Here is a 13288-nt window from a genome sequence, read left to right on the forward strand (position 1 = left end):
GCAATGACGCTTGTATGGGCGACGACGGCGACGATACCGTGATGGGCGGCAGCGGCGACGACACCTTGATGGGCGGCGACGGCAATGACGCTTGTATGGGCGACGACGGCGACGATACCGTGATGGGCGGCAGCGGCGACGACACCTTGATGGGCGGCGACGGCAATGACGCTTGTATGGGCGACGACGGCGACGATACCGTGATGGGTGGCAGCGGCGACGACACCTTGATGGGCGGTGCAGGCAACGACGTTTGCGAAGGCGGCGACGGCGACGACAGCGTGATCGGTGGCAGCGGCGACGACACCTTGATGGCAGGTGCAGGCAACGATACCCTCGTTACTGGCGACGGCAATGACATGGCAGACGGCGGCGACGGCGACGACAGCGTTGTCGGCGGCGGTACTGGCGACGATACCCTGATGGGCAATAGCGGCAACGATACGATCGTTGGCGGTAGTGGCAACCATACCTGTGTCGGCGGTGCTGGAGATGACGTTTTTGTCATGAGTAACACTAGCAGTCCCGGCAGTTCAGTCATCACTGACTACACAGACGGCAGCGACAAATTTTTACTGTCTGGCGACTTGATTTTTAGCAGCTTGTCCTTTGTGCAAGTCGGCTTCAATACCGAAATTCGGGGCAGCAATAGCTTTGTACTGGCGCTGTTGTTAAATGTCAGCGCTACGATTCTCGATGCTAGCGACTTTTTGGGAGTTAATGGTATTCCTGGAACTCCAAGTCCAACTCCAAGTCCAACTCCAACTTCAAATCTCCCAATAGTTAATGCCCCTCCGCAATTGCAAGCTAATAATAGCCTGATTGTCGGTTCCGGAGGCAGCCAAACAACTATTACTTCTGACTTCTTGCAGTTTGTTGATAGCGAGGCAGGTGCTAGCGGCACAGTCTTTAAGGTAACGCAGTTGCCTGATGCTGCAACCGGGCAACTATTCTTTAAGGGAGTAGCCGTAACCCAAGTTGGTTTAAGCTTCACTCAAGCAGACATTAGTCTCGGTTTGTTGAGTTTCCAAGCGGCCATAGGTTTTGTCGGTGCGGCTAGTTTTGGTTTTGAAGTTAGCGACGGCAAAAATGTACTCGCAAACCAGACTTTTAGCTTGAAAGTCGAGCAAAATGTCTTTAATTTTGTTGGCAATACAGCACCTCAAGTTATTGTCGGTTCGGCGACGCTAGATAACGACATCCAAGGCGGCGACGGTGACGATACCATTACAGCCGGCACAGGCAAGGACACAATCATCGGCGGCCAAGGCAACGACACAATTAAAGGCGGCGATGGCGATAACGATATCGACGGCGGCGATGACGATGACGATATCGAAGTCGGCACAGGCAAAAACAAAATAAAAGGAGGCTTGGGCAAGGACAAAATTAAAGCCGGAGATGGCGATAACGATATCGACGGCGGCGATGACGATGACGATATCGAAGTCGGTAAAGGCAAAAACAAAATAAAAGGAGGCTTGGGCAAAGACAAAATTAAAGGCGGCGATGGCGATAACGATATCGACGGCGGCGATGACGATGACGATATCGAAGTCGGTAAAGGCAAAAACAAAATAAAAGGAGGCTTGGGCAACGACAAAATTAAAGGCGGCGATGATGATGACGAGATTGACGGCGGCGTAGGAACCAATACTCTAACTGGGGGTGCTGGGAACGATCGCTTTACTTATCTGGTTTCTCGCCAAGAGATTCAAACAGTTGTAGAAGCTGACTTAATTACTGACTTTAATGTCAATGACGATGTTTTACAGCTTTCTGCTGCAGCTTTTGCTAATCTCAGTGTTTCTAGCTTGACGCGACTGGCAATTACTGCTAATTCTGTTGTTGGATCGATCGGCAGCGCTAACTTGCTCGACTTTAGTGCGGATATCAGCGTTACCAGCATCGCCACTTTGCAAGCACGGTTTGCAGCTTTGGGCGGCAGCACCGACGCACCTGTTTTCTGTCAGTTTACAGATGCCACTACCGGCCGTTCCGTGCTGGTATTTTCTGTTGGGGCGCGCTTTGAAATTGTCACCAGTTTCTCTCTGGCATTTAGCCTGCAAGTCAGTAACTTTGTCTTCAGCGGCCCGTCGCTAAATGTTCCTGTCGGTACTTCCGGCGCTGACAATGTTAATTTTGGAACTTATCCTGCCGCCGTTAATTTCGACGGTTTAGGAGGCGACGACAACATTGTCGGCAGCAATTTTAACGATACGATCAAGGGCGGCGACGGCAACGATACCATCACCGGCGGCCTCGGTTTGGATGTCTTAAGTGGCGGCAGCGGTGCGGATCTGTTTGTTTACGCGACAACTAAAGAAGGCGGCGATAAAATTGCCGACTTTACCTTTGGAGTTGACAAATTCCAGTTTGCAGCCAGCGAATTCGGCAATTTGACTACTACTAACTTTGACGGTATTACGGGTTCAACTCCTGACATTACTGGCAAAGAGTTGGTGATTTTCACAGGCGGAACTTATGCCTCTTTGGAAGCTGCACAAGCTAAAGTTCTGGGCAGTTCTACAAGTGCTGGTTTCTTCGCGTTTACGAATGCGTCGAACGAGACTGTGTTGTATTTTGACTCGAACGGCACTTTAGCGGCTGGTTCTACCTTAATTGCGAATTTGGGTACTGCTGCTGGAAGTTTGGGCTCGGCAGACTTCTTGTTTACTGGTTCGATTAGCAATTCTGCGACTGGTACTACTCCGACTGGTACTACTACCAATTCAGGTAGCGTTGCCGATTTAACTGCTGCTGGGAATACTTTCCCCGTCGCCTTTAACAATTTCGGTTCTGGTGCTGGCGGTTACAACTTCAGCACTCCTGTTTTATTTACTGGAGATGCGAGTTCTAACAGCGTCACCGGTACTGAATTTGCTGACATCATCACTGGTGGTGGAGGTGCGGATATTCTGACTGGCGGTTCCGGTGCAGATATCTTTGGTTACAATGCTCCAGGCGACGGCGCGGATACGATTACCGACTTTACCTTTGGGGTTGACAAATTCCAGTTTGCAGCTAGCAAATTTGGCAATTTGACTACTACTAACTTTGACGGTATTACGGGTTCAACTCCTGACATTACTGGCAAAGAGTTGGTGATTTTCACAGGCGGAACTTATGCCTCTTTGGAAGCTGCACAAGCTAAAGTTCTGGGCAGTTCTACAAGTGCTGGTTTCTTCGCGTTTACGAATGCGTCGAACGAGACTGTGTTGTATTTTGACTCGAACGGCACTTTAGCGGCTGGTTCTACCTTAATTGCCAATTTGGGTACTGCTGCTGGAAGTTTGGGCACGGCGGACTTCTTGTTTACTGGGACGATTAGCAGTGCTCCGGTTGCAACTTCTCCTACTCGTCGGGTAGCGTTGCCGATTTAACTGCTGCTGGGAATACTTTCCCAACCGACTTTAACAATTTCGGTTCTGGTGCTGGCGGTTACAACTTCAGCACTCCTGTGTTGTTTATCGGAGGTTCGGGTATTAACACTGCCACTGGTACTGAGTTTGCTGACATCTTGAATGGCGGAGCGATTGCTGATCTTTTAGTCGGCGGTGCTGGGAATGACAGCATCTCCGGCGGCGCTGGGAATGACAATCTCTTCGGCGGCGCGGGTAGCGATACTATCAACGGTGGCATCGGGAATGACACTTTAATCGGCGGTGCGGGAACAAATGTTCTCAGCGGCGGGCTTGGTGCTGATGTGTTTGTGTTCAGCGGAACTACTGCTGGTGGCGGGGATATCATTACCGATTACAGCATTGTTGACGATCAAATTAACATCGACAACACTGGTTTTCCAGGCTTTACAACCGGATCTGGACTTTTGAGTCAGAGTTTCTACGCTTACAGCAGCACAGTATCTGTAACTGCGCTCGAAGCAACTTTAACCGGGCCGTCGATCATGGCTATCTACGACAGTTTGTCTGCATCTACTAAACTGTATTACGATAGCAACGGTTCTACTGTTGGCGGTAACAGTTTGTTTGCTACTGTGAATGTCGATTTGGGAGTTTCCGGTAATTCTGAATTGTTCTTGTTCTAAAGAGCAAGAATTCTGAGCTGGATATCGGCGGTATGTGTGGGGACAAAGCATTGCTTTGTCCCAATAAAATAAGGACAAAGCATTGCTTTGTCCTTATTTTTGTATTGTGTTAAATGATTGATTGATAGATTGTGCGATCGATTACTACAACAAAAACGGTTCGTTCGTTCGTAGTGCGGACTTTAGTCCGCTCCCGGATTGCGGACTAAGGATCGCGAATTAAATAATTTACACATAATTGTGGGATGGGCGGGAGAGCCCGTCCTGGACGGGCTCTCCCGTCCATCCCACAAGAACAATAAAAATGGTAAGTTATTTAATTCTCATTCCTAAAGTCCGCACTACGAACCAATTTTAGATATGTTAATCTACCGGATGCGATATTAAGTGTCAATTCTACAGTTTTTTTCTTAATCCATCCTTACTTCGTTTCCAACCGCTGCCGCCATTTGCTACTAATTACATCTATAACTGTCACTACAACCAACAAAACCAACATCATTGTAGTAGCCTTGTTGTATTCAAAAGACCTGATATAATTGACTAATTCAAAACCAATGCCGCCAGCGCCCACTACTCCCAACACCGAAGCCGCCCGAATGTTGTATTCAAACATCCACAGCGTGTAACCCAAGGCTAGCGGCAATACCTGCGGAAAAATACCGTATTGCGCCACTTGCAGCCAAGATGCACCGACTACTTCTAACGATTCGATCGATCGCGCTTCCACAGATTCGATCGCCTCCTGATAAAATTTACCAAGATAGCCGATCGTATAAATTCCCAGCGCCAAAGTACCAGCCGGTGCGCCCAAACCAGTTGCCGATACAAACAGCAACCCCAGCACGATTGAAGGCACTGAACGCACCGCATTTTGCAATAAATTAGCCAACCAGCGCAACCACTTCGGTGCTATGTTGCGGGCGCTGCAAATCGCAATCGGTATCGACAAAATTGCTCCGAATGTCGTTCCCCACAATGACATTTGAACTGTTTCGATTAAAGCTTTAATTGCTACGTCAATTATTTCGAGATTTGGCGGCCACAAGCGCGAAATAAAATCAGTCATGTAAGGCCAACTGTTTGTCAGGGTTTCTGCATCAATTTCTAGTCCCCGCAGCGCCCAACTGTAAAGTACAATTAAGGCTGCTGCGATACCGAGATTTTTGAGCCAGCCATGATTTTTTGAGGGATTAGTTGATTTGTTTTCGGTCATTTGTGTTTGTTTTTAATTTTTTTTATGAACCGCAGAGGGCGCAGAGGGCACAGAGGAAGAGGGGTGAAGAGAGGAGTTTAGACTGCTAGTTTGGGAGGTGTTAGTTGGCTGAGTTTGTCGGACAGGTTGTGGCATTTGCCATCATAGACTATCTGACCGGCATCTAGGACGATCGCCCGATCGGCATAGGTGCTGGCCATTCCTAAATCGTGCAATACTACAACTACGGTCATTCCTTGTTTTTGGTGCAGTTGGGCTAGGATTTCCATTACTTGTTGGGCGGCGATTACGTCTAATCCGCTTGTGGGCTCGTCGGCTAGTAAAATCTGGGGGGATTGGATTAAGGCGCGGGCGATGGCTACTCTTTGTTGTTGTCCGCCGCTGAGCAGTCCGGTTTTTTGATATGCTAGGTCTTTGAGTCCGAAGTCTGTTAGTAAGTCAAATGCTCGATCGCGCTGCTGTTTCGGAAAACCCCACAAAGTCTCCCAAGTATTCAAGCTTCCCAAGCAACCACAAAGCACATTGTCGATCGCAGGCGACTGTTTTACCAACCCGCCACCTTGAAAAATCAAGCCAACATTGCGCCTGATTCGCCTCATAGTGCGCGGAGTTATGACTGTATCGTCAATCCGAATTTCACCTGTTTTGACGGGGACTAACCCGACAAATGAACGCAGCAGCGTAGATTTTCCCGCACCGTTTAAGCCGAGAAGCGCTACAAATTCGCCTTGTTTTATTTGGCAATTAATTCCGCTCAAAATCGGGCGATTTAGCGCCGTTGAATAAGCTGTTTCTAATTGGCTGCATTCTATAGTCATAAGAAGAAGGAAGAATGAAGAATGAAGAATGAAGAATCAATAATCAAGAATCAATAATCAAGAAAAAAATTTAGCTATTTATGTTGATTTTTAATTGGGCGTGTTAATATTGTAAATATTTGTCGCTCAACTTTGCCATTAATATACTGTCGGCTAGATGGCTAACAATAAAATAGGTTCGTAGTGAGGACTTTAGTCCTTCTTTTTTAGCTGAATGAAGTCTTCACTGCGAACCTTTACTCTCTCTACCAACCTTGATTTTACGGTTCGAGTTTGGCGCGCTGCAAAGCTTGGCGTAAGGTTGCTAAATGGCGCGCATGATCGACTTTTACCAATTTCTGAGAGTTGTACAAACTGCGGAACAATTGATTGTTTGCAGGTTCGTTCATTTTCATGAAAGCATTAATTAGTTTTTCGCGCATCGGTGCAGGAATGCGATCGTCAATCACAATTCCGTGGGCTGGAACTCCGCTAACTTCTTGCAAAACTCGCAGTTTCTTACCTTCTTCCGCTGTAATCCAAGGCGGCAGCAAAGCGTATTCGGAGACAACTGCGACATCTGCTTGACCTCTTAAAACAGATTGCAAAGCGCTACTGTAACCGTCACCGTAGGTGACATTTCCGAAAAAACTTTCCAGTCTGTCTGGCCCTGAAACTAATCCTTGACCCACTAATTCTGAAATTGGGAAAATGAATCCCGAACCGGAAGTTCGAGAGGTGAAAGCGATTTTTTTGCCTTTCAATTGTTGGAGGGTTTGCTTTGCTGAACCTTTGGGGCGCAGGGGATTGTCTTGGCGCACTACAAACACGGAATTGTAGGTATTTCCGCCGGAATAATCGCTGCGAACTTCTGCTAAATACATCCGCGCTTTGGCTAATTGTTCTGCTTTTAATGCCGCGCGCCCTGCTACAAATGCTACATCTGCTCTGTTGGCCCTCAATGCTTCGACGGCGGCGGTTTCGTCGCCGATGACTGCATCGACGGGTATTCCCATTTCTTTGGAAAGTATTTGCGCTACTTGATTGGCTTTCTTTTGCAAGTCTGTAGCATCTCTGCGGTTGGCAAATACGATTCTAATGCGATTTATCGGAGCTTGTGCTCTTAAATCTAGATCGCCCTGCTGCCTTGTTTGGGCGATCGCTTTGTGACCGACTTCGAATGCACTCACCGTCAAAGCCCCCAACAGCAATACTCCTGCGCTAGCGCTTGCTAGTGCTTTAAATTTTGCATTCATTAATCGCTCTCCTATGCAACTGCAAGTATTTGATAATTTATCGCAACAATCAAGATGTTATTCTACAGCTCTTTTGGTAATGAGTTGCAATAGTTAAATAATAATTTCTGATATGTCATATCACTAAAAGTGATAATACTATGAGTCAATGTATGGTATATTGTCGCACGAGTACCCGATGCCGAAAAAATATCACAGCCAACCTTGGTGATAAAAATTCCTTTCCCGTCAGTTTTGCCGATGTGGAGGCGGCAGCAAAACGCTTACAGAACAAAGCTTTCAATACTCCGGTGCCGACTTGGGGAACTCTCGCAAAACAGACGAATTGTCAAGTATTTTTCAAGTGCGAGAATTTTGGGCTTTGGGGTTCATTTAAATTTCGGGGTTTGAAACAGCTTAGCAGTCACGACCAAAAAGAAGATTTGACTAGGCAAATAAAAGTTATTGAGTCCTTTAGCTCCTCTAAAAGATGGGAATTTGAGATAATTGCCGATATAGGTTCGGGATTAAATTACCACAAAAAAAGACTTGAGAAACTACTCAAACGCATCATGTAAGGAGATGTAGGAAGATTAGTTTTAATGCACAAAGTATGAAGCTTCTGCTGTCATCAAATTATCCTTCTTCTTGATTCGACACCCAGATTATAGCGAGGTGAGTCGATTTGAGATTTGACCGAGAAAAGACCGTGCCGGGATGCCCTTCTGTTCGCCCAGATAGGGAGTTGTCGCCGCTGTCAGTTGTTAGCAGTCAGCAGGAGAGATACTAACCTACTTCGGGCAAGCGAAATCCGCCGGATTTTTTTTGGCTGAGATATCTCGATTCTCGCACGAGCCCGCAGTGGGTATTCACTCTTGTTTCAGGCGTTTTTAGGTCAGCGAGCTCTTTCCCTTATCCAGATAGGTTTTGGACGATTTTATGGCGGAGAAACTGTCTTAGTCCTATTAGCTAAAAACTGCGCTGACACTCAAGGCCGCTTCAAATTGCTATTTTAAATAATCCTTCGATTGACAATCTTTCCCTACCAACTACCTCCTGGTTTTTGTGTTTCAATAAACATCAGGTAGTTGCGATCGTCCTGAACATTGCCGTGGGAGCTGGAAAACTAAATAAGACCCCCAAAAATTTAATTGCTTCCTCTGTGCCGTTGGGTTCTGGGACTTGGGTGCTAATTAACCAGACCGGCACCTCACCAATATCACAGGTTGCTAATCGCAAGTCTACAATCTTTTGGTCGTCACCGGTGCGATTGATATTATAGCCTTTCGAGGGTAACATGAGGCGCCAAGCAGGCCAAATCGGCAAAACTAGCCAAACTGGCAAAACCAGCCAAACCGGCCTGGGTGGGCATACCTCACAAAGCGTGAGAACCGCTATATGTCCGATCGATTACCCGCAATCAGATTAGTTCGATCGCTCCGAATGCAAGTCCTCAGATGGAGCAAAAGCTGCATTTGCAACGATCAAACTAATCTGATTGTTAGTCGTTCTCGAAGGAGATAATCTGACTGTCGAACAGGCTGGCGTTGTGAGTTATGAGCTATCTGCGATTTGAACTCTCAACCCTAAAATCTAAAATCTAAAATCTAAAATCTAAAATCGCCAGACTGTGATGTCTACTCCGAACCAAAAAGTTTCTAGCTCGAACAAGCAGATATACCAACGCTTGAAACAGGCGATCGACCTCAATTTACGCCGTCAAATTTTTATTGCCGCCTGCGACGACTTGCGCTTGCGGGACTGTCTGGCTGCTCGCTTGCAAGCAGAATTATCAGCAGAGGGCGCAGGCTCTATTCCTGGTTCCCCGATCGACTATCCCCGATTTGTCAGTTTGGAACTCGACTTGAACGATCCAAATCCTTGGGGTTCGATCGCCGCGTGGCTGACCCAACACCCACCGCCCCAAAACAGGGGCAGCGGAGGCCCTGTGCCAGGATTTCAAATTTTGGGGGCAGAACACCTGACCAGGCATTCAGCAGCCGTGCAGTGGTCTTTCCTGAGCTATTTGAGGGACATCGAAGCAAACTTGCAAATGTGCGAGTCTACTCTGTTGCTGTGGGTGTCGCGCCCCTGGCTGAGTTCGATCGAGCAATCGGCCCCAGAATTTTGGCAGTGGCGAACCGGAGTATTTGAGTTTGAAGGAGAACCGACTCCCACAAAGGAAGACGAAGGCAACTCCGAGGACTTCGGAAACTCCGAAAACTTCGGCAACTTCCGGGACAAGGGAGACTCCGGCGATAAAATTTTGATATCTTCAGAGTCCCGACAATCCTCAATTCCCGATTCCCCGTCCGCTGCGCCAGATGCTAAATCCGTCGAACTGGCAGATTTGGTGCTAGCAGCGAGTTCCTCCGAGGATTTGGAAGCAGAAAATAATGGCGCATCCGAGGACAGCGGTTTGCCACTGCAAACCCTGCAATATATCGAATTGCTACAAGAACATCACTGCTGTTCCGAAGCATTGGCTTTGGCTTATCACAGTTTGGGGAATTACTACCGCGATCGCATTCTCGGCGGCGACGCTTCGCCACAAAACCTGACAATCGCTATTCGCGCGATCGAGCAAGTGATTGCATACTTCGAACTCGACGCCAACTCGCAGACAAATCAACCGCCAAGTGACGAATGCGCGCGGCTGATTGCCCAACTGACACAAAATTTAACTCACTACGCCCAGGAGTCCAACAGCTTACCGCCCATTGACGACCTGCTCAACGATCTCGGCACTCTCTACTGGATGCTGTCGCGCGATCGCACCAACAGTATGGAAGTCCCAGATCCAGTATCCTGCCTCGAACGCAGCATCGCACTTTACCTTGAAGGTTTGAACCGCACAGATGCCGAGAGTCTACCTCAAACCCGCGTCAGATTGAACAAAAATTTGGGCATAGCCTCAGCAGATTTAGCCCGCTATCAAGACAAGACACAGAACTTGCAGCAAGCAGTTGCAGCTTACCAACAAGCGCTGCTGGATCTCGACCCCGCGACGGAACCCCAGCAGTACGCTGCTGCTCAGAATAATTTGGCTACAGCATACTGGAATTTAGCTCAAGACGGTGAGCCGTTAGCGTATCTCAAAAGCGCGATTTCCGCTTACACCCAAGCCCTTTCCGCATACAGTCCCGAACGAGAACCCCTCAACTATGCCGGAGTGCAAAACAACCTCGGTACCGCCTGCTGGAACCTCGCCCAGCACGAACCCTCAGAATCCCTGCTAGTCACGGCGATTGAGGCCTACCGTGAAGCCTTGAAATACCGCACCCGAGAATTAGTACCCGCAGCCGCAGCAGCCACCTACAACAATCTCGCTACCGCTTACTGGCATTTGGCCAACCAGTTTCAGCAAAAACAGGCCCGGACTGAATCATTGCAGCAGGCGATTACCGCCTACGAAGTTGCCCTGGATATTGCCAGTGCCCAGATCGATCGCGCCCAACTCACCTTTGACACTCTTGCCGCCCGCAACAATCTCGGACTAGCCCACTATCAACTAGCCACAGACCCTGATTTCGCCCTCAACAAAGCCGCACAGACCAGCCATCTAGAAGCAGCACTGCACCAGCAGTTGCAAGTGTGCGCGGAATGGGGACAACATCTCAACGACAAAGGGTTAATATATGGAGATAAACTCAACCTCCAATCCCCCGCCAACTCCCAAACTGCTGATGATTGCCGGCAAACAGCATTGAGCTATATTGTTAAAACGATTAGAGCTTTCTATAGTGAATGCGGGCTGCCTGGCCAAAATTTAGCCTTATCCAAAATTCCCGGAGATTTGTTGCCCGAAATCTTGCGTAGGTTATAAATACGGCTATAACTATTAAAAGCTCAATTTTTTCGAGATTTGTATCCAGTTTTCTACTATTATGGCTGAATATTCTTGCCTAATTATTCAAATAAAGTTGTGGTCATGGCCCCTGTAAAAATTCTTGTGGTTGATGACGACCCGGCAATCCGAAATTTAATTCACCGTTTTTTGAGCCAGCAAGGTTATCAAGTTGAGTCTGGCGAGGACGGTCAGACGGGTCTGGAATTATTTGAGCAACTCAATCCTGACTTAGTAGTTCTAGATGTAAATTTACCAGATACTACTGGCTACAAATTGTGTCAAGAAATGCAAAGACGCACGGGCGTGTTTGTGTTGATGCTCACCAGCCGAACCGATGAAGCTGACAAAATGAAAGGGTTTGCCGAAGGTGCTGACGACTACATTACTAAACCTTTTAGTCTTGTGGAAATTGGAGCTCGCGTTGCAGCAATTTTGAAGCGCAAACGCATAGTTACTCCCACCGAACAACAAAGTCTTACCTTTGGAGACCTACTAATAGATCCCGTCCGCCGCGAGGTAATTCTCGGCAGTCATATAGTTGCTTTGACTGCTTTAGAATTTGACTTGCTGTACTGTTTGGCAAGCAAACCCGGTCGCGTGTGGAGGCGATCGGAATTGCTCCAAGAAGTCTGGGACTATGAGTATGTGGGAGCCGATCGGGTGGTGGATGTCCATATCGGTCAAATTCGCCGCAAAATTGAACCAGATGCCAATCAAATTTCGATGATCCAAACCGTCCGCGGAGTGGGTTACAAGTTTGAACCCACAACCTATTGAGGTACTATCCGGCGCATTTGGGCAATCCTGATTCTGGATTCAAACAGAAACGGCAGGCTTCGCCCCTCTCGCGTTTGGGACGAACAACAATAGACAGTGCCGGGCCTATCAAAAAAATTCTACTTTGACATACTCGATATTTATCAACCCGCCCGCACCGAGCCATAATTCAGATCGATCGACTATCCGATTGCTGCTGCAAATACTCCCCCACTTCTCGCGCCCGCTCAAAACCCCGGCGCACGCAATCTCCCAAAGCCACGCCCCCAAAGTAGTTGCTGCACAAATACAGCCCCGGCAAAGATTTTAAACCCCGATCGACCTGTTGCAGGCGATCGAAATGACCCAAATTGTACTGAGGAATCGCCCGCTTCCACAACCTCAGAGCCAACACTTTCGGCGGAGCCGCATCAGGCTTCAGCAAAATTTTAGACAAATCTCGGTGCACCTCCCCAACAATTTGTTCTGAGTCCAGATTCTCAATTCCCGAATCAGTCGCCCCGCCGATGTAACTGGTGAGAGTTTGCCAGCCCGCCGGCGCCCGATCGGCAAATAAACTCGATGTCCAAATCGTACCCAGAGTCCGAATTCCCTGCCCCCTCGGAATTAAATTTCCAAAACCCACCAATTTACCCTTGACATCCGACACCGGATATGCTAATACAACGGAGGCAACCGTAGGATAAGTAAAAGCTTGTAAAGCGCTGCTAACTTCCGGTTGCAGGGGCTCCAACAATTCGGCTGTAACATAAGCCGGCGTTGTCAAAACCACAGTCCGGGCCTCAACTTCCTGCTGTCCGTCGGGCGTAGAGAATACAGCAATGTAAGTTTCGCGTTCTGTACGATCGAGCCGAGTCAGATGCCAGTTGAGTTTTAGCCGATCGCCCAATTGAGCGGCGATCGCCTCTGGCAAAGCCTTCAACCCCCCTTTAAACGAACCCAACTCCCCCGGCTTAGTAGACGGAACATTCGGGTCAGTCGGCAATTTCTTCGGCCTAGTCCTAGCAGAAAGCAGCGCCCCCGCCACCAGCCCGCCGCCCGCATCCGCCATCTTTGTTACCCGGCCAAAAGCCGCCGCCGCGCTAAGTTGTTGCGGATCTCCAGCATACACCCCAGAAACAAAAGGTTCCACCAACCGCTGCATCACTTCCGTCCCCAGATGACGGCGGAAAAATTGAGAAACAGTTTCCTCATCACCCTGCTGCGAAAGTCCAGAACCCATTGCCGGCGCCACAAATCCCAAAGCCCCCAACAGCGCCCGCAGTTTCCCCGGAAAACTCAGCAACCCAGACCGAATCATCGCCCCAGGAGTCATCGGCACCGGTTGCAGCTTATTTTGCCAATAAACATAACGCGGCAATTGGC

At 48.4% G+C, this 13288-nt stretch carries 10 protein-coding genes; 5 read left to right on the plus strand and 5 right to left on the minus strand.

Going from position 1 to position 13288, the window contains the following annotated elements:
• The coding region (locus tag IQ270_RS22250) for a cadherin-like domain-containing protein (RefSeq protein ID WP_305076222.1) at positions 1–3383 on the plus strand (3383 nt) is incomplete at its 5' end.
• 77 nt (positions 3384–3460) lie between these two features.
• Positions 3461–4048, plus strand: a complete 588-nt coding sequence (locus tag IQ270_RS32150; protein WP_193975381.1) for a calcium-binding protein — start codon at positions 3461–3463, stop codon at positions 4046–4048.
• Positions 4049–4469: 421 nt separating this feature from the next.
• Here the strand turns inward: IQ270_RS32150 and phnE are convergent, their stop codons facing one another.
• The 3 genes from phnE to IQ270_RS22270 all read right to left on the minus strand — a co-directional run bounded on the left by phnE (position 4470) and on the right by IQ270_RS22270 (position 7317).
• Positions 4470–5264: a phosphonate ABC transporter, permease protein PhnE gene (phnE, locus tag IQ270_RS22260; protein ID WP_193975382.1), complete on the minus strand. Its 795-nt coding sequence runs from the start codon at positions 5262–5264 to the stop codon at positions 4470–4472.
• Positions 5265–5341: 77 nt separating this feature from the next.
• Entirely contained in the window at positions 5342–6082 is a 741-nt protein-coding gene (locus IQ270_RS22265; protein ID WP_193975383.1) for a phosphonate ABC transporter ATP-binding protein, read from the minus strand.
• Between the two features lie 260 nt (positions 6083–6342).
• Entirely contained in the window at positions 6343–7317 is a 975-nt protein-coding gene (locus IQ270_RS22270; RefSeq protein WP_193975384.1) for a phosphate/phosphite/phosphonate ABC transporter substrate-binding protein, read from the minus strand.
• Between the two features lie 140 nt (positions 7318–7457).
• Here IQ270_RS22270 and IQ270_RS22275 point away from each other — a divergent pair, with 140 nt between their 5' ends.
• On the plus strand, positions 7458–7874 hold the full coding sequence (locus IQ270_RS22275; protein WP_193975385.1) for a hypothetical protein: 417 nt from the start codon (positions 7458–7460) through the stop codon (positions 7872–7874).
• A gap of 502 nt (positions 7875–8376) precedes the next feature.
• Here the strand turns inward: IQ270_RS22275 and IQ270_RS22280 are convergent.
• Positions 8377–8595 (minus strand): hypothetical protein, encoded by a 219-nt coding sequence (locus IQ270_RS22280; protein WP_228056594.1) that lies wholly within the window; start codon positions 8593–8595, stop codon positions 8377–8379.
• A 334-nt stretch (positions 8596–8929) separates the two neighbouring features.
• Here IQ270_RS22280 and IQ270_RS22285 point away from each other — a divergent pair, with 334 nt between their 5' ends.
• Both IQ270_RS22285 and IQ270_RS22290 read left to right on the plus strand, forming a co-directional pair.
• The gene (locus tag IQ270_RS22285; RefSeq protein ID WP_193975387.1) at positions 8930–11122 is read left to right on the plus strand and encodes a tetratricopeptide repeat protein; all 2193 of its coding nucleotides are present in this window, start codon (positions 8930–8932) and stop codon (positions 11120–11122) included.
• A gap of 105 nt (positions 11123–11227) precedes the next feature.
• Positions 11228–11923, plus strand: a complete 696-nt coding sequence (locus tag IQ270_RS22290) for a response regulator transcription factor (RefSeq protein ID WP_193975388.1) — start codon at positions 11228–11230, stop codon at positions 11921–11923.
• A 169-nt stretch (positions 11924–12092) separates the two neighbouring features.
• Here IQ270_RS22290 and hemG read toward each other — a convergent pair.
• Positions 12093–13288 (minus strand): protoporphyrinogen oxidase (gene hemG, locus IQ270_RS22295; protein WP_193975389.1); only part of this gene is annotated, 1196 nt, incomplete at its 5' end.

This window comes from Microcoleus sp. LEGE 07076, assembly GCF_015207455.1.
GTDB lineage: Bacteria > Cyanobacteriota > Cyanobacteriia > Cyanobacteriales > Microcoleaceae > Microcoleus.

Bases quoted from the DNA above. Each gene is read 5' to 3' on its own strand.
- IQ270_RS22275 (WP_193975385.1), top strand. From the start codon at position 7,458: ATGAGTCAATGTATGGTATATTGTCGCACGAGTACCCGATGCCGAAAA.
- IQ270_RS22285 (WP_193975387.1), top strand. From the start codon at position 8,930: ATGTCTACTCCGAACCAAAAAGTTTCTAGCTCGAACAAGCAGATATAC.
- IQ270_RS22280 (WP_228056594.1), bottom strand. From the start codon at position 8,595: ATGTTACCCTCGAAAGGCTATAATATCAATCGCACCGGTGACGACCAA.
- IQ270_RS22290 (WP_193975388.1), top strand. From the start codon at position 11,228: ATGGCCCCTGTAAAAATTCTTGTGGTTGATGACGACCCGGCAATCCGA.
- phnE (WP_193975382.1), bottom strand. From the start codon at position 5,264: ATGACCGAAAACAAATCAACTAATCCCTCAAAAAATCATGGCTGGCTC.
- IQ270_RS22265 (WP_193975383.1), bottom strand. From the start codon at position 6,082: ATGACTATAGAATGCAGCCAATTAGAAACAGCTTATTCAACGGCGCTA.
- IQ270_RS22270 (WP_193975384.1), bottom strand. From the start codon at position 7,317: ATGAATGCAAAATTTAAAGCACTAGCAAGCGCTAGCGCAGGAGTATTG.